The sequence below is a fragment of the Jannaschia sp. 2305UL9-9 genome (assembly GCF_041403465.1).
In the GTDB taxonomy this organism is placed as follows: Bacteria; Pseudomonadota; Alphaproteobacteria; order Rhodobacterales; family Rhodobacteraceae; genus Jannaschia.
Map to the genome: position 1 here is coordinate 54,211 of NZ_JBGEHM010000003.1, position 19,405 is coordinate 73,615.

Here is a 19,405-nt window from a genome sequence, read left to right on the forward strand (position 1 = left end):
TTGGCTAGCTTGCGTCGAAGGTATTCTTGACTATTTTTGTCGGCATTGCTAGCCCCCCGATCAACGGGGCGAAGAACCGCCTCCGATTCACGCCAGCTCCTCGCCAGCAAACATTTCCGACAGCTTCGGCAAGGGGAACGACCATGCCTTCTTTGACGACCCGCCTATTGGCGGCCACCGCGCTTTGCGCGACCGCGACAGGTGCGACCGCGCAGGATACGACACAGGATCCGGGCGGTTTCCTGCAACTCGACCGCATCATCTTTGGCTTCGGTGTGCCGCGCGTCGCCATCGACACGCCGCAGGCGGTGACATCGCTGGACGGCGAGGACCTCGACCGACAGCAGGCGACAACGCCCGCCGAACTTCTGGACGAGGTTCCGGGCGTTCAGTCCATCGGATCGAACCGCGCCGCCGGGATCAGCTTCAACATCCGTGGCGTCGGCGAATTGGCCGCATCCGACGAATCGAAGATCATCGTGACCGTCGACGGGGCCACCAAGTTCCACGAACAATACCGCGTCGGCTCCTTCTTCGGTGATCCCGAACTGTACAAGCGTGTCGAGGTTCTGCGCGGTCCGGCATCCTCCACCCTCGTCGGGGCGGGTGCCCTTGGCGGTGCCATCGCGTTCGAAACCAAGGATCCGTCGGACTTCCTGACCGCCGATGCCGACAACGCCCTGTCCTTCCGCATCGGCGGCAGCAGCAACGGCGAAGGCGGCTTTTCCACGCTGACCTACGCGGGCCGCGTGTCCGACCGCGCCGAGGTTCTGGCATCGCTGACCTATCGCCGCGCCTCGGAATACGAAGACGGCGACGGCAATTCGATCTCCGGATCCGATTTCGATGCGCTGACGGGTCTGGTCAAGGGCACCTATCAGCTGGCCGAAGGGCAGTCGGTCGAATTGTCCTATTCCGCCTTCGACAGCGATCTGGACGATACCGACTACAGCCAGACCGGCACATTGGGTTTTGGCACCATCGATCGCCGGGTCCGTGACCAGACCCTGACGTTCAATTATGCCAACACCGCGCCGGGCAACGATCTGGTCGATCTGGATGTCACCGCCTTCTGGTCCGATACCAATATCCAGCAGGACGACGCATCCTTCGGGGCTTTCTCGCCGTCCGTTCTGTTCCAGGATTCGGAATACGGCTATGAGACCTTCGGCCTGAAGGTGGAAAACACTTCCCGCCTTGCCTTTGGCGGGGGCGAGACCTTCCTGACCTACGGCCTACAGGCCAGCCAGCAGGAGCGGACGGCAGAGGCCGCCACCTCCGGCAACATCGAGTTCCACCCCGAAGGCACCGATCGCCGCATCGGCCTCTACGGACAGGCCGAAATGGCGCTGGGCGGTCTGACCCTGATCCCCGGCATCCGCGTCGACATGGCCAGCCTGTCACCCGATTCCCGGATCGCGGGCGCGACGGACATCGACACCACGTCGGTTTCGCCGAAACTGGCGGCCCTGTATCAGGTCACGCCCGAGTTCTCGGTGTTCGGCTCCGTGTCGCGAACCGAACGCGCGCCGACGCTGGATGAACTCTATTCCACCGACAGCAGTGATGGGGAAACCGCGGCGCTGACGCTGAACCCCGAAACCTCCGATGCGGTCGAACTGGGCTTTGCGTTCGAGCGGAACGGCCTGTGGGCCGGGAACGACAGGCTGGCGATCAAGGTGACCGGTTTCCAGTATGACATCGACGACCTGATCGAACGCGACAGCACGGCGAATACGCCCTATTACCGCCAGATCGGCAGCGCCCGCATCCGCGGAGCCGAGCTTGAGGGCGCCTACGAGGCGGATCGGTTCTATACCCGTCTGGCCTATTCCTACACCGATGGTGAGGATCTGACGACCGGCGCGCATCTGGATTCGATCCCTGCGGAAACGGCGGTCCTGACGATCGGCGGGCGCAACGCGGACCGGACGCTGGACTTCGGCTGGCAGGGGACGCTGGTGGATGACATCACCGAATCCGATGGCACCCGGTACGGCGGCTATGGCTTGCATGATGTCTACGCCAGCTACACTCCGACCGCGGGCGTTCTGGAGGGGTGGCAGGTGCGCGCCGGTATCGACAACGTGCTGGACCGCGACTACCGCAACAACCTTGCGGGCGACGACGGTGCCGGGCGGACGTTCAAGCTCAGCCTGACCCGCGGCCTGACGTGGTAACTTTCGGCACGATATCCCCGGTCCTGCGCATCTTCGACGAGGCCCAGGCCCGGGACTTCTATGAACGGTTCCTCGGCTTCACCCGCGACTGGGAACACCGGTTCGAGCCGGGCCTGCCGCTTTATGCGCAGGTGTCGCGCGGGGGGCTGTGCCTGCACCTAAGCGGTCACCACGGCGACGCCACCCCCGGCGCGACCCTTTTCGTTCCGACCGCGGATCTGGACGCCCTTCACGACGAACTAACGACCCGGGGGCACCCCGGTGCCCGCCCCGGCATCGAACATGTCCCATGGGGCCGCGAAATGACCCTGACCGATCCTTTCGGCAACCGCCTGCGCTTTACCCATCAGCACAGCGCCCCATCACGCGAGGCAAGCTCATGAACTACCCAGCCTTCATCGCCGCCATCCTGCTGGCGGCCCCCGCCGTGGCACAGGACGCGCCCACCCTGTCGGTCGAACTGAACGGGACCGAGACCCTGGCGGGCGCCTGCCGCCTGACCTTCGTCGTGGCCAACGGCGCAGAGGCGGCGCAGGACAGCGCGGTGTTCGAAACCGTGCTGTTCACCACCGACGGCACCGTCGACCGCCTGACCCTGTTCGATTTCGGCAGCCTGCCGTCCAAACGGTCCCGCGTGCGACAGTTCGACGTGGACGGCCTTGCCTGTGAAGATCTGGGCCAGGTCCTGTTCAACGGTGCGGCCCGCTGCGACGGCGCGATGGATACCGCCGCATGCGAGGCCGGCCTGATCCCCAGCAGCCGTACAGAGATCGAGGTCGTCGGCTGATGGACGCAGTCGTGCAGGCACAGCAGATCACGCGCGACTTCATCGCCCTCGGGGGCCCTGTCGTGATGGTTCTGATCTTCATGTCGGTCGGCGCCCTGACGGTCGTCATCTGGAAGGCCGGGCAATTCATCGCCCTTGGCGTGCATCGTCACGGCGCATTGGACCGCGCCCTGCACGCCCGCGACGCGGGCAGCGTGGATATCGCGGATGGCGAGCTCAACAGCAGCCGCAGCCATCTTGCCCCCGTTCTGCGCGCGGCCCTCGTCGCCGGCCCCGATGCGGATACGCCACTGCGCGCACGTATTGCCGCAGATGCGGAAAAGCGGCTGGAACGTCTGACCTCCGGCCTCGGGGTGCTGGAGGCCATTGCACAGGGCGCGCCCCTGATCGGCCTGCTGGGCACGGTTCTCGGCATGATCGACGCCTTCCGTGCCCTGCAGGAGGCCGGCGCAGCCGTCGACCCCTCCATCCTTGCGGGGGGGATCTGGGTGGCCTTGCTGACCACGGCCACGGGGCTGGTGGTCGCGATCCCGACGCAGATGGCATTGGCGTGGCTGGAAGGGCGGGCAACGCAGGACCGCGCCTATATCGCAAGCGCCCTGCCCCGCATGCTGAGGCCCCTGAATGGCTAGGCGCAAGGGAATCTCCCTGACCCCTCTGATCGACGTCATCTTCCTGTTGCTGCTGTTCTTCATGCTGACATCGACGTTCTCGCAATATGCCTCGCTGCCGCTATCCTCCTCCGGGGCGGGACAGACGGCAGGCGACCGCGCCCCGCTGTTCCTGCGCGCCACGCCCGAGGGGTGGACCCTGAACGGCCGCCCCGTGACACCCGAGGCGCTGGCCCCCGCGATCGCCGCATTGCGCACACCGGAACCCGGCCAGCCGGTGATCCTCGCACCCGCGAACGGTCTGCTGGCGCAGGGATTGGTGGACGCGCTGGCGGCGCTGACAGCGATTGGTGACCTGTCGGTTTCGGTGGCCGGATGATCCGTGCAGCCGAACCCCGCGCCCGCACACGCGACGGTGCCCTGCCGCTGATCAACATCGTGTTCCTGATGCTGATCTTCTTTCTGATCGCAGGCACCGTGGCCCCGCCGCTGCCACAGGATCTGACCCTGCCGGACCTCGCCTCGGGCAAATCCGAGCCCCCGCCGAACGCACTGGCCATTCTGGCCGATGGGCAGACCATCGCGAATGGCACCCCGATGGATGCGCCGGAATTCGCGGCATCGCGACAGGGTGAGGTTGTCCGACTGGTGCCCGACCGCGCGGCCCCCGCCGAGCGTGTTCTGACCATTGCGCGCGCCCTGCGCGCCGCAGGCACGGGCGAGGTCCGCATCGTCGTATCCCGGCAATCTGCGCCATGAAACGCTGGCTCGGCATTCCCGCCGCCCTCGCGGCCTCGCTTGCGGTTCACGCGGCCGGTCTGTCCCTTGGCGTGACACCCGATGCGGTGCAGGTCGAAGGCGGGGCCAACGTGGCCGAGGTCCGCATAGGGTCCGCCTTTCGCGATACCGTCCAAGGCACACCGAACGCCGCATCGACGCCCGTGGCCCCTTCTCCGACGCCGCAGCCGACCACATCCGTTCGCCCACACCATCCGGTGACACCAAGCGCGCGCCCGGTCACGGCGGTGGCATCGGCACCCGCCACCCATCAGCCGAGATCCGATACGGCGACATCGACGGCTGCGATGACCGTGACAACGCCGACGGCCCCCGTCACCCCCGCCATCGACCCCCAGCACAGTACGAGCATTGCCCCGTCGCAAAGCCACGCGACACCGTCCCCCGCCGTCACGGCTGCGCAGCCCCCGGTCGCGGAGACGATCGTCGCGAGCGAGCCGCAGGCGACGACGCCCCTGATCTCTGCGCGCCCCCCCTCCAAGCCAGCGGTTCCCGAAGACTTCCGCCCTACACCGCCCCGCGTACAGGCCGCGCGCGGGAATGCGGATGCGGATCGCCGGGCAGGATCCGCCCGCGGGCAGGAACAGGCGCGCGCGCCTGCGGCCCCGGCGGCTCAGGCGCGGGCGCAGGCCACGTCATCCGGCGCGGCGGCGGCGGCGAATTACGCAGGGCAGGTCATGGCCCGTCTTGCGCGCCAAAGGGTACCGCGCCTGTCGGAACGTGGCCGCGCCACCGTCGGGTTCTCCATCACCTCCAGCGGTGGCCTCGGCAGCGTTTCGTTGATCGCAAGCTCCGGCTCCTCGGTCGTGGACCGCGCAGCCCTCGGCTTCGTCCGCTCCGCCGCGCCCTTTCCACGCCCCCCTGCCGGCGCCCAGACCCGCTTTTCGGTTCCGTTCGGGGTCAGCCGGTAGGCCCGCGCATGGGCCAATCCGGTGTCGGTGCCGTCAGGCCGCCCGCCAGTCGAAGAACCCGGCAGGGGCACGGTCCAGCAGACGTTTGCCCAGGTCCTGCCCCAGCGCCGCGCCGTCTTCGAGCGGGGCATCGCCAGCCTCTGTCATCACCTCCGACCCGTCGGGGCGCAGGATCTCTCCGCGCAGGCGCAATGTCCCGCCATCGAGATCGGCAAGACCCGCGATCGGTGTCTCGCAGGAGCCATCGAGGGTCAGCAGGAACGCACGTTCCGCGGCCAGCCGCAGACCCGTATCGCGGTCATGGATAGCTGACAGGATGTCCCCCATCCGGTGATCGTCGGCACGCCGTTCGATGCCGATGGCCCCTTGGGCAATCGCAGGCAGCATGTCGTCGGTCGCCATCGCCTGACGCGGCACATCGTCCATCGCCAGCCGGTTGAGACCGGCCATCGCAAGAAACGTGGCCGATGCCACCCCGTCGCCCAGCTTCTTCATCCGCGTTTGAAGGTTGCCCCGAAATTCGACCAGTTTCAGGTCGGGCCGCCGGTGGGTCAGCTGCGCCCGTCGGCGCAGCGACGACGTGCCCACCACGGAGCCGTCAGGCAGATCTGACAGTGGGCGACCGTCTAGGGTGATGAACGCGTCGCGCACATCCTCGCGCGGCAGATAGGTATCGAGCAAGAGGCCATCGGGCTGAATCGTCGGCATGTCCTTCATCGAGTGGACGGCGATATCGACACCACCGTCCAGCAAGGCTTCCTCGATTTCGCGCGTGAACAGGCCCTTGCCGCCTATTTCCTTGAGCGGGCGGTCCTGAATGCGGTCCCCCGTCACCTTGATGACCGTGATCTCGAACGCATTTTCCGGCAGGTCCATCGACACCATCAACCGCGCCCGCGTCTCATGGGCCTGCGCCAGTGCAAGGGGCGATCCCCGCGTACCGATCTTCAGGGGGCGGGCGGGGGAATAATCAGTCGTCATGTCGGTCCGTTTCGGTCGAGGAGTGTCAGGCGGGATTGACACCTGCGGTCTGTTTGACACTGTGACACCAAGTTGACACATGCTGTCCAGACCTCAGCCGACCGGGAGCCCTGAAAATGAAGAAACTGATGCGATCGCTCGCCGGTGAAACCCTGCCCGTCCCCCCGATCTGGATGATGCGGCAGGCAGGGCGCTACCTGCCCGAATACAAGGCAACGCGGGCCGAGGCCGGGGATTTCCTGTCGCTCTGCTACAACCCGGATCTGGCGACCGAAGTCACGTTGCAGCCGATCCGCCGGTTCGGGTTCGACGCGGCGATCCTGTTTGCGGACATCCTGCTGGTGCCGCAGGCATTGGGGGCGGATCTGTGGTTCGTCACCGGCGAAGGCCCGCGCCTGTCGACGATTACCGACGCGGCCGGTCTTGCCAAGTTGAAGGGACGCGACGACATCCACGACACGTTGTCCCCGATCTATCAGACCGTTCGCAACCTCGCCTCGGCCCTGCCGTCCGAGACGGCGCTGATCGGGTTCGCAGGCGCGCCCTGGACCGTGGCGACCTACATGATCGCCGGTCGCGGCACGCCCGACCAAGCCCCGGCACATGCCCTCAAGGACGAAAACCGCGAGGTGTTCGAAGCCCTGCTGGACCTGATCACGGACGCCACGATCGATTACCTCGACATGCAGGTTCAGGCGGGTGCGGAAACGGTCAAGATCTTCGACAGCTGGGCCGGATCGTTGAAGGGCGACGATTTCCGCAAGTACGCGGTGGAGCCGACCCGAAAGATCATCGCGGAGTTGAAGCGCCGCCACCCGACGTTGCCGATCATCGCGTTCCCGCGCGAGGGCGGCGAAGGCTATGTCGGATTTCACGCCGCCACCGGGGCCGATTGCGTCGCCGTCGACGATTCTGTCGATGCGGCTTGGGTCGCCGAGAACGTGCAACCCGCGGGCTGCGTTCAGGGCAACCTGAAGTCATCGCACATGGTCACCGGTGGCGACGCGCTCATCTCCGAGGTGCGCCGTATCCGCGATGCCCTGTCGGGGGGGCCGCACATCTTCAACCTTGGCCACGGGATCACGCCGGATGCGGATCCGGACAACGTTTCCCTGATGATCGAAACCCTGCGGGAATCGGTGTCCGCCTGAGGCACGGGGCAAGCGGCAAAGACACCAACGACACGGCGATCAGGGCTGGACCTGAGCGGCGGACCTGACACTGTGCGCCCATGGATACATTCGACTTCATCGTAATCGGCGGCGGCATGATGGGGGGGCCCTGCGCCCGCTATCTTGCCGAGGGCGGGCATTCGGTTGCCCTCGTCGCCGCGCCGGAACCCGCCAACCGAACGACTTCGGCCGGCCCCTTCGGCAGCCACTTCGACGCCGCGCGCATCACCCGCCGCGTTGCAGCGGATGCGGATTGGTCGCTGCTGTCGCGCCGGTCGATAGACCGCTATCGCGACATCGAGGCGCGCAGCGGCGCGCGCATATTCCATGAAACCGGCGCTCTGATGGCCGGGCCGACGGAGGGGGGCATGGCGGCGTTCACCGACCGCTTCCTGTCCATCGCCGGCGCATTGCCGCAGCCACCCGATATCCTCGACGCCGCGGGGGTCGCGGACAGGCTGGGTATCGCGCTGCCGAACGGATCACGTGCCAGCTTCGAGACGATGCAGGGCGGCTGGATGGATCCACGCGCGATGCGGGGCGCGCAGATCGATCTGGCCTTGAAGGCTGGGGCGCAGGTCTTTGCCTCGCCGGCGTGCGACGCTCAGGAAGGATCGATCCGCCTGGCCGACGGCACGGCGCTGTCGGCGGGCCATGTCGTCGTTGCCACGGGCCCGCATGCGGCGAGCGACGGGCTGTTGCCGCGTGTGCCTCTCCTGAAGGTCTGGGCGCGGACAATCGCCTTTGCGCGCCTGTCCGAGGCAGAGGGCGCCCGCCTGGCCACGATGCCGAGCATGATCTGGGTTCCGGACGGCTGGGACCATGATCTCTACATGCTGCCGCCCGTGCGCTATCCGGACGGGCATCTGTACCTCAAGATCGGTGGTCAGGTGGATTCGGCGCGTATCCATTCGTCGGAGGACATGGCGGCCTGGTTCCACGGCGACGGTGAGGCCGATGTCGGCCTGCGCCTGTTGGCCGAGATGCGCCGTGTCCTGCCGGGCCTGCAAGTCGAGGCCGAGCATACGCAGCCCTGCGCCGTCGTCTGGTCCGAGACGGGCTATCCCTACATTGATCGGGCAGGACCGAACGTCACGGTCCTGTGCGGTGGCAACGGCGCCGCCGCCAAATGCGGGGACGAACTGGGGCGTCTTGGCGCCATGGTCGCGTCGGGCGCGGGTATTGGCGGCGAGGGCTATGCCCAGACGTTCGAGGCCGTCTGGGCATAGCCGCGGCGGGGTTGTCAGGTCAGGGCCACTTGGCCTCGGGCGGCAGGGACATCAGCACGGCATCCGCGTTGTGCCCGGTTTCCAGCCCGAACTTCGTGCCCCGGTCATAGACGAGGTTGTATTCCGCATAGAGCCCGCGATGCACGAGCTGTGCCTCCTTGTCGGCATCCGACCATGGCTGTGCACGCCGCTTTTCCACCAGCGGCTGATAGGCGGGCAGGAAATGGGCCCCCACGTCCCGTGTGAAGGCAAAGTCGGCCTCCCAGTCGCCGGTGTTCAGGTCGTCGTAGAAGATGCCCCCGACGCCACGGGCCCGGCCCCGGTGCGGCACGAAGAAATATTCATCGGCCCAGGCCTTCAGCTTGTCGTAACGGTTTTCCCCATCGAGCGGGCCATGCGGATCGCAGGCCGCCTGCATCTGACCGTGGAAATGCGCGGTGTCGTCCGCGTATTCCAGACAGGGGTTCAGATCGGCGCCCCCACCGAACCACCATGCATTCGGCGTCCAGAACATGCGGGTGTTCATGTGGACGGCCGGAACGTGTGGATTGCGCATATGTGCAACCAGGCTGATCCCGCTGGCCCAGAAGCGCGGATCCTCCGCCATCCCCGGAACGCCGCGCGCGGCCATCGCCTGTTGCGCGCGGGGGGCGAGGGTTCCATGCACCTCGGACCAGTTCACGCCCACCTTCTCGAACACCCGTCCGCCGCGCATGACGGACATGATTCCGCCGCCCGCGTCGGTGCCGTCGCCCGCATCGCGCCTTGTTTCTGAAACGTCGAACCGACCGGGTGCCAGTTCCGCGAAGGGGCCCGGTGCGCCCGCATCCTCCAACGCCTCGAAGGCAGAGGTGATTCTATCGCGCAGGCCGCGGAACCAGGACGCCGCCTCCGACTTTCTCGTGTCTGCCGAGTCGAGCATGACCCCCCCTTTTTTTGCAAATCCGCTTTATCAGCGGGCCGCCGCCGAGGCCGCCCAGATTTCGCCACGATTGGCTCAGAAGCTTGTATGCCATGGTGCGATCCCGCACCAGATATTGTCGCCAAGTATAGGGAATAGGGTAATTTCGGGGCAAGTTCATGAACGGTGGATTCACCCGCAAACTACGGTTACCGTGGAGGTAATCAAAACGCAGGTTCGGCAACGATCGAGCCTCAGGCAGTCAGAGCAGTCGCAGATGATACATCGAACGACCCGGGCCTTCAGGGCCCTTGCGCCCCTATTCTTCGTCGTCCTGCTGGTGCTTTCCGCACTGGCGACCGTGGCCCGCGCCGCCCCCTACGCTGAGCTGGTGATGGATGCCCGCACCGGAGAGGTGCTGCGGTCGCGCAATGCCGACACGCGTCTGCATCCCGCGTCGCTGACGAAGATGATGACCCTCTACATCGCGTTCGAGGCGGTCCGCCTTGGCGAGATCACCCTCGACACCGAAGTCAGGATCAGCCGCAACGCGGCTGACGAGCCTCCTTCGAAACTCGGCCTTCGTGCCGGACACAAGATCGCGTTCCGCTACCTTATCCGTGCCGCTGCCGTGAAATCGGCCAACGACGCCGCCACCGCCATCGGCGAGGCGATCTCCGGCTCGGAAAGCGCCTTTGCGGACCGCATGAACCGCACCGCGCGGGCGCTTGGCATGACCTCGACCACGTTCCGCAATGCCCACGGTCTGACGCAGTCGGGCCATCTGAGCACGGCACGCGACATGACCGTCATGGGGCGCCGTCTGTTCTACGATTATCCGCAGTACTACAACCTGTTCTCGCGCCGTTCGACGGATGCTGGCATCACCTCCGTGCGCAACACGAACCGCCGCCTGCTCGATGCCTATCGCGGGGCGGACGGTATCAAGACCGGCTATACGAACGCCGCCGGTTTCAACCTTGTCGCCAGCGCCGAGCGGGACGGGGAGCGGGTGATCGCGACCGTCTTCGGTGGCACCTCGACCGCGACGCGGAACGCGCGCATCGCCGAACTCCTCGACCTTGGCTTCGAACGTGCGCCCAGCCGGGTTGCCGAACGCCGGCCCAGCCTGCCGACCTATGACGGCGCCACGCTGCCCGGTCCGACCGCACCCGCCGTATCCATGCGACCGATCGCGCGTGGCATGCCCGGTACACCCGTCATCGTCGCCAACGCCTCCTCGCCCGCGGCGCCGGTGGTGCCTGCGGTCGTGCCCGAACCCCGCCCCGACGTCGTCGAGGTTCCTTTGCAGGTGGTCACCCGCGCCTCGACCAGCGGTGGGCGCAGCTTTGCCATTTCGCTGCGCCGACAGCCGTCGCGTTCGGCGGCCGACAAGCTGTTGCTGCGCACTGCGCTGCAGGAACTTGATGCATTGGACGACGCCCTGCGCCGCGTGGAGCCCGCCCGCGGCGGCTATGACCCCAGCTTCGTCGGCCTGTCCGAGCGGGAGGCCAACCGCGCCTGCACCCGCCTGCGCGCCCGTGACGTCGATTGCGACGTGATGTCGGAATCCTGATCCGGCGGCCCGCGCCGCCGGGTCGTCAGACGGCGACGGCGTCGGACGCCGTCAGATCGAACGCCGCCGCCATCAGAGCGCGCGTATACGGATCGGCGGGGGCGTCGAACACCTGACGGGCGTCCCCTGCCTCGATAACATCCCCGCGCTTCATCACCATCACCTTGTGCGACAGTGCCCGGACAACCTTCAGGTCGTGCGAGATGAAGAGGTAGGCAAGACCATGCCGCTTTTGCAGGTCGCGCAGCAGATCGACGATCTGCACCTGCACGGTCTGGTCCAGCGCGCTCGTCGGCTCATCCAGCACGACAAGTTTCGGGCGCAGGATCATCGCACGCGCAATCGCGATACGCTGGCGTTGCCCGCCGGAAAATTCGTGGGGATAGCGATCCATCGATGCAGGATCGATCCCCGTCTCCGCCAGGATCGCGGCCACCTGTTCGCGGTGCGGTCGCCCATCGCCGGTGTCATGCAGGCGCAGCCCCTCGGCCACGATCTCGGCCACGGTCATGCGGGGGCTCAGGCTGCCGAACGGGTCCTGGAACACGATCTGCATCGCCTGGCGCAGGGGGCGCATCTCGCGGGATTTCAGACCGTCGATCCGCGCGCCTTCGAGGGTGATCGCCCCCTCGGATGCGATCAGGCGCATGATGGCCAAGGCCAGGGTGGTCTTGCCCGACCCCGACTCGCCGACGATGCCCACCGTCTCCCCTGCCCTGACCGACAGGGACGCGTCGTTCACCGCCTTCACATAGCTCGACGTGCGCTTGAGCAGGCCTGTGCGGATCGGAAACCACACCCGGAGGTTTTCCGTCTGCGCGATCTGCGGCGCATCGGCCGGCACGGGGTCCGGAACCCCCGTCGGTTCGGCGGCCAACAGGGTTCGGGTATAGGGGTGCTGCGGATTGCCGAAGATCTCGGCCACCGGCCCCGCCTCGACGATCTCGCCGTGCTGCATGACGCAGACGCGGTCGGCGAAGCGCCGCACGATCCCGAGGTCATGGGTAATGAACAGCATGGACATGCCTTCGGCCGCCTTGAGCTCGGCCAGCAGTTCGAGAATCTGAGCCTGAATCGTCACGTCCAATGCGGTCGTCGGCTCGTCCGCGATCAACAGGTCCGGGCCATTGGCCAGTGCCATGGCGATCATCACCCGCTGACGCTGTCCGCCGGACAATTCGTGGGGATAGGCCGTCAGGCGGCGTTCGGCATCGACGATCCCGACCTTGTCGAGCAGGTCCAGAATACGCGCCCGCGCCCCTGCCCCGGTCAGCCCCTGATGCAGCAACAGTGATTCCGACAGCTGCTTTTCAATCGTGTGCAGCGGGTTGAGGGAGGTCATCGGCTCCTGGAAGATGAAGCTGATGTCGTTGCCACGCACCCGGCGCAGGTCTTTCTCGGGTGCGCCGACCATTTGCGTGCCGTCGTAGATGATGGAGCCCGTCACCTCGGCGCTGTCGGGCAGCAGGGAGACGGTGGAAAGGGCCGTCACCGATTTACCGGACCCGGATTCACCGACCAGCGCGACGGTCTCGCCCTTTTCGACGGTGAAGGACACGCCGCGCACGGCCTCGGACGTCTTTCCGTCCTGCCGGAAGGCGATGCGCAGATTTTCGACGGTGAGGAGGGTCATTTGGCCAATTCCACGAGGGCAAACACGATCACGGCGACCACCGATATCTTGGCTATTCCATGAACCAGCAACCGCATCCGAATCCGGTCCTCCTCCGGGTCGACCTTCGGCTTTTGGAACGCACGGGACGATGGGAACATCAGGGTGAACGGGAAGAAGATGCCGAGACGCATCTGAAATCGGGTGAGATCCATAGCTCCCCACAAGAAGAAGAACCCCAACGCAGCGAAGAACGTTTTAAACACAAGCTCAATCACCGGTTCGCCCCTGACGAAGTGCCGCATGCCTGCGCGATGGTCACGAGAAGGTCTTTCGCGGATCGAAGGCGTCGCGGATGCCCTCGAAGATGAACACCAGCAGCGACAGCATCACGGCAAATGTGATGAACGCCGTGAACGCCAGCCAGGGCGCTTGCAGGTTCTGCTTGGCCTGCAACGTCAGCTCACCCAGGGACGGCGCCGACGACGGCAGGCCGAAACCGAGGAAGTCGAGCGAGGCAAGGCCCCCGATCGTGCCGGTCACGATGAACGGCAACAGGGTCAGCGTGGCGACCATTGCATTGGGCAGGACGTGGCGCAGCATGATGGTGCCGTTGCCAACGCCCAGCGCCCGCGCGGCGCGCACGTATTCGAAGTTGCGCGCGCGCAGGAATTCGGCCCGCACCACGCCCACGAGGGCGGTCCAGCCGAAGAGCGTCATCAACCCGACCAGAAGCCAGAAATTCATTGGGATGATCGCGGCGACGATGATGATGATATAGAGGCTGGGCGTGCTGCCCCAGATCTCGATCACCCGCTGGAATATCAGGTCCGTCCACCCGCCGAAAAACCCCTGCACAGCGCCTGCCGTGATGCCGATGATCGACGTGAACAGCGTGACCAGAAGGGCGAAGGACACGGACAGGCGGAAGCCATAGATGACACGGGCCAAGACGTCCCGCGCCGTGTCGTCGGTGCCCAGAAGGTGTTCGCCATCGGGAGCGGAGGGGGCAGCGCCGGAGATGTCCGCCACGGTATTGTAGCTATAGCGGATCGGCGGCCAGAGGACCCAACCGCGTTCGACACTCGTGCCGTCATAGGCGCCGGTTTCGCGGACCTCCTCCATCACCTCGTCGGGAAAATCGAAGCAATCCCCCAACCCGCCGGACACGATCAGGCATTCCACCTCCGCATCGCGGTAGACGGCCTCGGTCTGAAAATCGCCACCGAAGGCGGTCTCGGGATAGAACTTGGCGATCGGCACGTGCAGATCACCACGATAGTTGACGAGGATCGGCTTTTCGTTGGCCAGCAGTTCGGCAAACAGCGACAGGCCGAAGAGGACCACAAAGATCCACAGCGACCAGAGGGCGCGCGTGTTCTTCTTGAAATTGCGGACGCGCCGCTGATTGAGGGGCGACAGGGTCATCATGTCTCCCGGCTTTCAAAATCGATGCGGGGATCGACCCAGATATAGGTCAGGTCGGTCAGCAACCCGACCACCAGCCCGATCAGCGAAAAGGCAAACAAGGTGCCGAACATCACCGGGTAGTCGCGGTTGACGACGGCTTCGAACCCGAGCCGCCCAAGCCCGTCGAGCGAGAAGATCGTCTCGATGATAAGTGACCCGCCGAAGAACACCGATACGAACACGGCGGGAAAGCCGGAGATCACGATCAGCATCGCGTTACGGAAAACGTGACCATAGAGGACGCGCCCCTCGCTCAGGCCCTTGGCCTTCGCGGTCACCACGTATTGCTTGCGGATCTCGTCGAGGAAGGAGTTCTTGGTCAGCAGCGTCAGTCCCGCAAAGGCCGCGATCGTCGAGGCCAGAACCGGCAGGGTGATGTGCCACAGATAATCGAGCGCCTTGCCGATCAGCGACAGTTCCTCCCACCCCGGTGACGTCAAGCCGCGCAGCGGGAAGATCTTGTAATACGACCCGCCCGCAAACAGCACCAGAAGCAGGATCGCGAACAGGAAGCCCGGGATCGCATAAGCCACGATCACCACGCCCGACGTCCATGTATCGAAGGACGACCCGTCGCGCACCGCCTTGCGGATGCCCAGCGGGATCGAGATGAGATAGGCCAGAAGCGTGGTCCACAGACCCAGCGTGATCGAGACCGGCATCTTTTCAAGCACCAGATCCACGACCGAAATTGAACGGAAATACGACTCGCCGAAGTCGAAGCGCATGTAATCCCACATCATGTTGAGGAATCGTTCCAATGGCGGCTTGTCGAACCCGAACTGCGCCTCGAGCTCGGCGATGAAATCGGCGGGCAGCCCCTGTGCGCCGGTGTAGTTGCTTTCTCCGCCACGGTCCTGAATCTCGGTCGCCGCGCCCGAAAAACTGTCGAAGGCGTCGCCGCCCCCTTCCAGTTGCGCAAGGATCTGCTCCACCGGGCCACCGGGCACGAATTGCACTAGGGCAAAATTGATCACCATGATCCCCAGAAGGGTCGGAATGATCAGCAGAAGCCGCCGAAGGATATAGGCTGCCATTGATTAGAGGGCCCCGGACGCTTTCAGCGCATCGGCGGCCTCGGCATCATACCACCACCAGTCGATCACGCCCACGGCGAGGGGCGGCGTCTCTGCGGGGTGGCGATACTGGTCCCAGTAGGCCACCCAGTGCTCGGAATTGCCCCATTGCGGCACCCAGAAGCCGTAGGCCCGCAACGCACGGTCCAGTGCGCGGGTGCGTTGGGTCAGGGTCTCCAGATCCTGTGCGGCAATGACTTCGTCGACCAGCGCATCGATCCCCGGATCGGCCAGCGCCATCAGGTTGCGGGAACTGTCTTCGGCCGTGTCCGAATGGAACCATTGTTTCAGGCCTGCGCCGGGCTCGAACTCCTGCCCCGGCGAATGGTTGGTCATGTCCCAATCACCCGACCGGCGGCGTTCGATGTACTGCGCGCGGTCGATCCGCTCCAACCGGGCGTCGATGCCGATGCTGCGCAGGTTTTCGACGTATGGATTGACGACGCGGTCGAAGGTCGGGCTGAACTGGATGATGACGACTTCCAACGTCTCTCCGTCCGCATTGCGCAGCATGCCGTCGGCCCCGGTTTCCCAGCCAGCCTCGTTCATCATGCGCAAGGCGGCGCGGCGGGTGCGGCGATCGGGCTGGTTGCGCGCAGGGTCACCCACCGCGGGCATCCGCGCCTCATCGGTCAGGATGGATGCATCGAGCAGGCCCTGCTCCACCAGCGGTTCCAGCACTTCCAGTTCGCCGGCCCCCGGCACGCCCTCGGCGGCAAGGTCCGAACCGCCCCAGAAGCTGACGGGACGGGAATAGAGGCCGTAGAACAGCGTCTCGTTCGACCATTCGAAGTTGAACATCATGGCCACTGCATCGCGCACGCGCGCATCCTGCCACTTGTCACGCTTGAGGTTGAACACGAACCCCTGCGCCGTGGTGATGTTGCCGTCCGGCAGGACCTCGCGGACCACGTCACCGCGTTCGACCGGCGGCACGTCGTAGGCCGTCGCCCATTCCTTGGACGAGGTTTCGACCCGCACGGTGTATTCACCCGCAAAGAACGCCTGCAGGGCGGCCGAACTGTCACCGAAGTATTCGTACCGGATGCTGTCGAAATTGTGCCGACCGCGGTTCAACGGCAGATCGGCGCCCCACCAATCCGGCGTGCGGGTGTAGGTCACGCTGCGCCCGACGTCGTAGTCGCCCACCACGTAAGGGCCGGTCCCGAGGAACACGTCCAGCGTCGTGCGGTCGATGCGGGCGTCGTTTTCCTCGAACCACGCCTTGGAGAACGGATTCCAGAACCCGACAAGGCCCGGACGATCGCGCAGCGGCGCCTCCTCGGTAAAGGTGAAGGTGACCTGATTGTCGCCCGTCACCTCGACGCTTTCGTAATAGCGCTCGAACACGTTCCGAAACTCGGGCAGGCCCTGCTCGAGGAACAGGTCGACCGTAAATTTCAGGTCTTCCGCCGTCATCGGGGTGCCGTCCGTGAACCGTATCCCACCCCGCAGGTTCACCGCGATATAGGACAGGTCCTCAGGGTATTCGATCGTTTCGCAGAGGTAGCAATATACCGCGTAGGGATCATCGGCGGCCGACACGAACAGGTTTTCCCACAGGACGCCGGTGCCCGTCGCCACGTTCCCGTTGCGGGTGTAGGGGTTGAAGCTGTCGTAGTTGCCCAGCGCATGCAGACTGATCTCGCCGCCCTTCGGCGCGTCGACGTTGACGTAGGAAAAGGGCTCGTCCGGTCCGTATTTCAACTCCCCGAACGTGCTGTAGCCATGGCTGACCGTGACATCCTGCGCAGCAACGGGTGCAGCAAGAGCGAGGCCAGAGACAAGGGTCGCGGCGATACGGTGGAACATGCGGAACCTCCCGGTTGGGTTCTGTTCAGGTAACGAGCGTGGCGCCGGGGATTCAAGGGCATACCCAACACCTGATCGTGAATTAGGCCAGCTTGCCGCGCAGGAAAGCGATGTCGGACGACGCATGCCTGCCCCTGCCCCGAAACGCAAACGGCCGCCCGATGGGGGCGGCCGTCGTTCCGGTGATGCGAAGGCTGGATCAGCCGCCGATCGTGGCCAGATAGGCAATCAGGTTGGCGCGGTCCTCGACGTCGGACATGCCGCGATAGGCCATCTTGGTGCCGGGCGCGTATTCCTTGGGGTTCAGAAGAAAGCCGCTGAGGTTTTCGGGCGTCCATTCCCCGTCCTGTCCCAGCAGGGCGTCGGAATAGGCATAGCCATCGACCGCGTGCTTGGGGCGACCGACGACACCATAGAGATACGGCCCCGTGGCGTTCGCGCCCTCCTCCAGCTTGTGACAGGCCGAACACTGGCGCCACAGACGCTCACCGTCTTCGGCGGAGGCGTTCACATAGACCTCTTCGAAGGGCACCTCGGGGGCGGCCTCCTCGGGGGCGGCATCAGCGGAGGCCACTTCGATCTCGTACCCCATCGCGTGATCCTCGCCGTGACCACCTCCGACGTGATACAGCCCTTCGGACGCCCAGGCGCCCAACAGGAACACAAGCAGGGCGCCACAAAATGCGCCGCCGGCCTTGGTTATCGTCATGGTATCCATCTTGGCCTCTTTCACGTCTCTGGCCCCGTCACTACGGGTTGGTCTCTCGCGTCGCGGATATGTATGTGGTTTCAGCGCCCCGGCGCAAGAGATACTGCCCGCGACCAATCGCACCATAATCGAAATGGACCCGCAATGACCGCCAAGATCGCCTTTCAGGGAGAGTTGGGCGCCTATTCGCACCAGGCCTGCCACGAATCCCGTCCCGACCATGCCGCCCTGCCCTGTGCCACGTTCGAGGATGCGATCGAGGCCGTGCGGAACGGTTCGGCCGATCTTGCCATGCTGCCCGTCGAAAACTCGACCTATGGACGCGTGGCCGACATGCATTCCCTGCTGCCTCACTCGGGCCTTCACATCATCGAGGAAGCTTTCGTGCGGGTTCACATCAACGTTCTGGCCGTGCCGGGAACGACACTGGAACAGGTGCGGATCGCCCAGTCGCATACGGTGCTGCTGGGCCAATGCCGCGAGTTCCTGCAGACCCATGGCATACGCCCCCGCGTCGGTGCCGACACCGCCGGATCGGCGCAGCAGATCGCGGCCCTTGGCGATCCGTCACAGGCGGCGCTGGCGTCCGAAATGGCGGGCGAGATCTATGGGCTGGAGGTGCTGGCCCGCCATATCGAGGACCACGACCGCAACACCACACGGTTCCTGATCATGTCACGGGATCCGGCCCGACCGGCGCCGGGCAGCGGCCCGATCAAGACGACCTTCGTATTCCGCGTCCGCAACATCCCTGCTGCCCTCTACAAGGCGATGGGGGGATTCGCCACGAATGGCGTCAACATGACCAAACTCGAAAGCTATATGGTCGACGGCAAGTTCACGGCGACGCAGTTCTATGCGGACATCGAGGGGCACCCCGAAGATCCGCCCGTCGCGCGTGCGTTGGAAGAACTGGGATACTTCACGGATACGCTGGACATCATGGGCGTCTACCCGGCCGACCCGGAGCATTTCGACGGCGGCACCATCTGAGGGTGCCGCGCCGGGGCGGCCGGCACCCCCGCGGCGCGGGACGATCTGATCAGCTGGTCGCGTAGGATTTTTCGATCTTGTCGGCGAAACCGGCCACGCGGCCCTTGTAGCGTTTCGCCAATTGCGGCCGCGCCAGTTTGGCAGATTGCAGCATCAGCCGTGCGGCAAGGCTGCGCGCCTTTGCCTCGGTCGTCACGGTCAGCCGGGTCTTGGTCGGGGACAATGCCTCCAGCATCACATCCAGAGTGACAGTCATGCCGTCGCTGCCCCCTTCGAGGTCCATCCGGTGGGGGGCATCGAGTTCCAGCAAGGTAACGCTGGCCTGTCGCACCTTGCCGGCCGCCTCGACGGACCCGGTCCACTTGGTGCCTGCCTTTGCCGGCCCCTCGGGGGAACGAGATACCTGTCCGGCCTTGCCCGCCGCACGCCTCTCGAACGCCTCGAAGTCGCTCACGCGGGCCCAGACTACGTCGATCGGTGCGGCGATCTCTTCGGTGGCGACAAATTTCATGCTGGGTCCGTCCTGTTCTGTTCGTCCCGAACCTATGAACTGCGGCGCGAAGGTCAATCGCTGGCCAATCCCCGGA

The 19,405-nt window shown here is 65.3% G+C and carries 20 protein-coding genes; 11 read left to right on the top strand and 9 right to left on the bottom strand.

Annotation, left to right across the window (positions count from 1 at the left end; genetic code table 11):
- Positions 1-143 precede the first annotated feature (143 nt).
- The 7 genes from V6N07_RS13645 to V6N07_RS13675 are packed head-to-tail and all read left to right on the top strand — an operon-like array spanning position 144 to position 5,287.
- Complete coding sequence (locus V6N07_RS13645) at positions 144-2,180, top strand: TonB-dependent receptor domain-containing protein (RefSeq protein ID WP_371156886.1); 2,037 nt, start codon at positions 144-146, stop codon at positions 2,178-2,180.
- On the top strand, positions 2,174-2,563 hold the full coding sequence (locus V6N07_RS13650) for a glyoxalase superfamily protein (protein ID WP_371156887.1): 390 nt from the start codon (positions 2,174-2,176) through the stop codon (positions 2,561-2,563). The genes V6N07_RS13645 and V6N07_RS13650 overlap by 7 nt, the downstream gene beginning before the upstream one ends.
- Positions 2,560-2,967 carry a hypothetical protein gene (locus V6N07_RS13655; RefSeq protein WP_371156888.1) on the top strand — a complete coding sequence of 136 codons (408 nt, stop codon included), beginning with the start codon at positions 2,560-2,562 and terminating at the stop codon, positions 2,965-2,967. Before V6N07_RS13650 ends, V6N07_RS13655 begins: the two co-directional genes overlap by 4 nt.
- Positions 2,967-3,599 carry a MotA/TolQ/ExbB proton channel family protein gene (locus V6N07_RS13660; RefSeq protein WP_371156889.1) on the top strand — a complete coding sequence of 211 codons (633 nt, stop codon included), beginning with the start codon at positions 2,967-2,969 and terminating at the stop codon, positions 3,597-3,599. The genes V6N07_RS13655 and V6N07_RS13660 overlap by 1 nt, the downstream gene beginning before the upstream one ends.
- Positions 3,592-3,957, top strand: a complete 366-nt coding sequence (locus tag V6N07_RS13665) for an ExbD/TolR family protein (protein ID WP_371156890.1) — start codon at positions 3,592-3,594, stop codon at positions 3,955-3,957. Before V6N07_RS13660 ends, V6N07_RS13665 begins: the two co-directional genes overlap by 8 nt.
- Positions 3,954-4,337, top strand: coding sequence for an ExbD/TolR family protein (locus V6N07_RS13670; protein WP_371156891.1), 384 nt, complete (start codon positions 3,954-3,956; stop codon positions 4,335-4,337). The genes V6N07_RS13665 and V6N07_RS13670 overlap by 4 nt, the downstream gene beginning before the upstream one ends.
- Positions 4,334-5,287, top strand: coding sequence for a TonB family protein (locus tag V6N07_RS13675; protein ID WP_371156892.1), 954 nt, complete (start codon positions 4,334-4,336; stop codon positions 5,285-5,287). The genes V6N07_RS13670 and V6N07_RS13675 overlap by 4 nt, the downstream gene beginning before the upstream one ends.
- Positions 5,288-5,320: 33 nt before the next feature.
- On the opposite strand, the gene hemC is transcribed toward V6N07_RS13675, so the two are convergent.
- Complete coding sequence (gene hemC / locus V6N07_RS13680; protein ID WP_371156893.1) at positions 5,321-6,268, bottom strand: hydroxymethylbilane synthase; 948 nt, start codon at positions 6,266-6,268, stop codon at positions 5,321-5,323.
- 116 nt (positions 6,269-6,384) lie between these two features.
- Between hemC and hemE the strand changes: the two genes are divergently transcribed.
- Both hemE and V6N07_RS13690 read left to right on the top strand, forming a co-directional pair.
- The gene (gene hemE / locus V6N07_RS13685) at positions 6,385-7,419 is read left to right on the top strand and encodes a uroporphyrinogen decarboxylase (RefSeq protein WP_371156894.1); all 1,035 of its coding nucleotides are present in this window, start codon (positions 6,385-6,387) and stop codon (positions 7,417-7,419) included.
- A gap of 80 nt (positions 7,420-7,499) precedes the next feature.
- The gene (locus V6N07_RS13690; RefSeq protein ID WP_371156895.1) at positions 7,500-8,669 is read left to right on the top strand and encodes an NAD(P)/FAD-dependent oxidoreductase; all 1,170 of its coding nucleotides are present in this window, start codon (positions 7,500-7,502) and stop codon (positions 8,667-8,669) included.
- 19 nt (positions 8,670-8,688) lie between these two features.
- On the opposite strand, the gene hemF is transcribed toward V6N07_RS13690, so the two are convergent.
- A complete protein-coding gene (gene hemF / locus V6N07_RS13695; protein WP_371156896.1) occupies positions 8,689-9,591 on the bottom strand; it encodes an oxygen-dependent coproporphyrinogen oxidase in 903 nt (300 codons plus the stop codon).
- 256 nt (positions 9,592-9,847) lie between these two features.
- Here hemF and V6N07_RS13700 point away from each other — a divergent pair, with 256 nt between their 5' ends.
- Positions 9,848-11,146: a D-alanyl-D-alanine carboxypeptidase family protein gene (locus V6N07_RS13700; RefSeq protein ID WP_371156897.1), complete on the top strand. Its 1,299-nt coding sequence runs from the start codon at positions 9,848-9,850 to the stop codon at positions 11,144-11,146.
- 25 nt (positions 11,147-11,171) lie between these two features.
- On the opposite strand, the gene V6N07_RS13705 is transcribed toward V6N07_RS13700, so the two are convergent.
- From V6N07_RS13705 to V6N07_RS13730, 6 genes are all read right to left on the bottom strand, one after another.
- Positions 11,172-12,779 carry an ABC transporter ATP-binding protein gene (locus V6N07_RS13705; RefSeq protein ID WP_371156898.1) on the bottom strand — a complete coding sequence of 536 codons (1,608 nt, stop codon included), beginning with the start codon at positions 12,777-12,779 and terminating at the stop codon, positions 11,172-11,174.
- Positions 12,776-13,063 carry a hypothetical protein gene (locus tag V6N07_RS13710; RefSeq protein WP_371156899.1) on the bottom strand — a complete coding sequence of 96 codons (288 nt, stop codon included), beginning with the start codon at positions 13,061-13,063 and terminating at the stop codon, positions 12,776-12,778. Before V6N07_RS13710 ends, V6N07_RS13705 begins: the two co-directional genes overlap by 4 nt.
- A gap of 13 nt (positions 13,064-13,076) precedes the next feature.
- On the bottom strand, positions 13,077-14,186 hold the full coding sequence (locus V6N07_RS13715; protein WP_371157223.1) for an ABC transporter permease: 1,110 nt from the start codon (positions 14,184-14,186) through the stop codon (positions 13,077-13,079).
- Positions 14,186-15,265 (bottom strand): microcin C ABC transporter permease YejB, encoded by a 1,080-nt coding sequence (locus tag V6N07_RS13720; protein WP_371156900.1) that lies wholly within the window; start codon positions 15,263-15,265, stop codon positions 14,186-14,188. Before V6N07_RS13720 ends, V6N07_RS13715 begins: the two co-directional genes overlap by 1 nt.
- A 3-nt stretch (positions 15,266-15,268) precedes the next feature.
- Entirely contained in the window at positions 15,269-17,116 is a 1,848-nt protein-coding gene (locus V6N07_RS13725; RefSeq protein ID WP_371156901.1) for an extracellular solute-binding protein, read from the bottom strand.
- A gap of 199 nt (positions 17,117-17,315) precedes the next feature.
- Positions 17,316-17,834 carry a cytochrome c family protein gene (locus tag V6N07_RS13730; protein ID WP_371156902.1) on the bottom strand — a complete coding sequence of 173 codons (519 nt, stop codon included), beginning with the start codon at positions 17,832-17,834 and terminating at the stop codon, positions 17,316-17,318.
- A 135-nt stretch (positions 17,835-17,969) separates the two neighbouring features.
- On the opposite strand from V6N07_RS13730, the gene V6N07_RS13735 reads away from it, so the two are divergent.
- The gene (locus V6N07_RS13735) at positions 17,970-18,818 is read left to right on the top strand and encodes a prephenate dehydratase (RefSeq protein WP_371156903.1); all 849 of its coding nucleotides are present in this window, start codon (positions 17,970-17,972) and stop codon (positions 18,816-18,818) included.
- A gap of 49 nt (positions 18,819-18,867) precedes the next feature.
- On the opposite strand, the gene V6N07_RS13740 is transcribed toward V6N07_RS13735, so the two are convergent.
- Complete coding sequence (locus V6N07_RS13740) at positions 18,868-19,329, bottom strand: SRPBCC family protein (protein ID WP_371156904.1); 462 nt, start codon at positions 19,327-19,329, stop codon at positions 18,868-18,870.
- Positions 19,330-19,405 lie beyond the last annotated feature (76 nt).

Coding starts and splice junctions, on each gene's coding strand:
- V6N07_RS13645 (WP_371156886.1), top strand. CDS start 144: ATGCCTTCTTTGACGACCCGCCTATTGGCGGCCACCGCGCTTTGCGCG.
- V6N07_RS13655 (WP_371156888.1), top strand. CDS start 2,560: ATGAACTACCCAGCCTTCATCGCCGCCATCCTGCTGGCGGCCCCCGCC.
- V6N07_RS13660 (WP_371156889.1), top strand. CDS start 2,967: ATGGACGCAGTCGTGCAGGCACAGCAGATCACGCGCGACTTCATCGCC.
- V6N07_RS13665 (WP_371156890.1), top strand. CDS start 3,592: ATGGCTAGGCGCAAGGGAATCTCCCTGACCCCTCTGATCGACGTCATC.
- V6N07_RS13670 (WP_371156891.1), top strand. CDS start 3,954: ATGATCCGTGCAGCCGAACCCCGCGCCCGCACACGCGACGGTGCCCTG.
- V6N07_RS13675 (WP_371156892.1), top strand. CDS start 4,334: ATGAAACGCTGGCTCGGCATTCCCGCCGCCCTCGCGGCCTCGCTTGCG.
- hemC (WP_371156893.1), bottom strand. CDS start 6,268: ATGACGACTGATTATTCCCCCGCCCGCCCCCTGAAGATCGGTACGCGG.
- hemE (WP_371156894.1), top strand. CDS start 6,385: ATGAAGAAACTGATGCGATCGCTCGCCGGTGAAACCCTGCCCGTCCCC.
- V6N07_RS13690 (WP_371156895.1), top strand. CDS start 7,500: ATGGATACATTCGACTTCATCGTAATCGGCGGCGGCATGATGGGGGGG.
- hemF (WP_371156896.1), bottom strand. CDS start 9,591: ATGCTCGACTCGGCAGACACGAGAAAGTCGGAGGCGGCGTCCTGGTTC.
- V6N07_RS13700 (WP_371156897.1), top strand. CDS start 9,848: ATGATACATCGAACGACCCGGGCCTTCAGGGCCCTTGCGCCCCTATTC.
- V6N07_RS13705 (WP_371156898.1), bottom strand. CDS start 12,779: ATGACCCTCCTCACCGTCGAAAATCTGCGCATCGCCTTCCGGCAGGAC.
- V6N07_RS13710 (WP_371156899.1), bottom strand. CDS start 13,063: ATGCGGCACTTCGTCAGGGGCGAACCGGTGATTGAGCTTGTGTTTAAA.
- V6N07_RS13715 (WP_371157223.1), bottom strand. CDS start 14,186: ATGACCCTGTCGCCCCTCAATCAGCGGCGCGTCCGCAATTTCAAGAAG.
- V6N07_RS13720 (WP_371156900.1), bottom strand. CDS start 15,265: ATGGCAGCCTATATCCTTCGGCGGCTTCTGCTGATCATTCCGACCCTT.
- V6N07_RS13725 (WP_371156901.1), bottom strand. CDS start 17,116: ATGTTCCACCGTATCGCCGCGACCCTTGTCTCTGGCCTCGCTCTTGCT.
- V6N07_RS13730 (WP_371156902.1), bottom strand. CDS start 17,834: ATGGATACCATGACGATAACCAAGGCCGGCGGCGCATTTTGTGGCGCC.
- V6N07_RS13735 (WP_371156903.1), top strand. CDS start 17,970: ATGACCGCCAAGATCGCCTTTCAGGGAGAGTTGGGCGCCTATTCGCAC.
- V6N07_RS13740 (WP_371156904.1), bottom strand. CDS start 19,329: ATGAAATTTGTCGCCACCGAAGAGATCGCCGCACCGATCGACGTAGTC.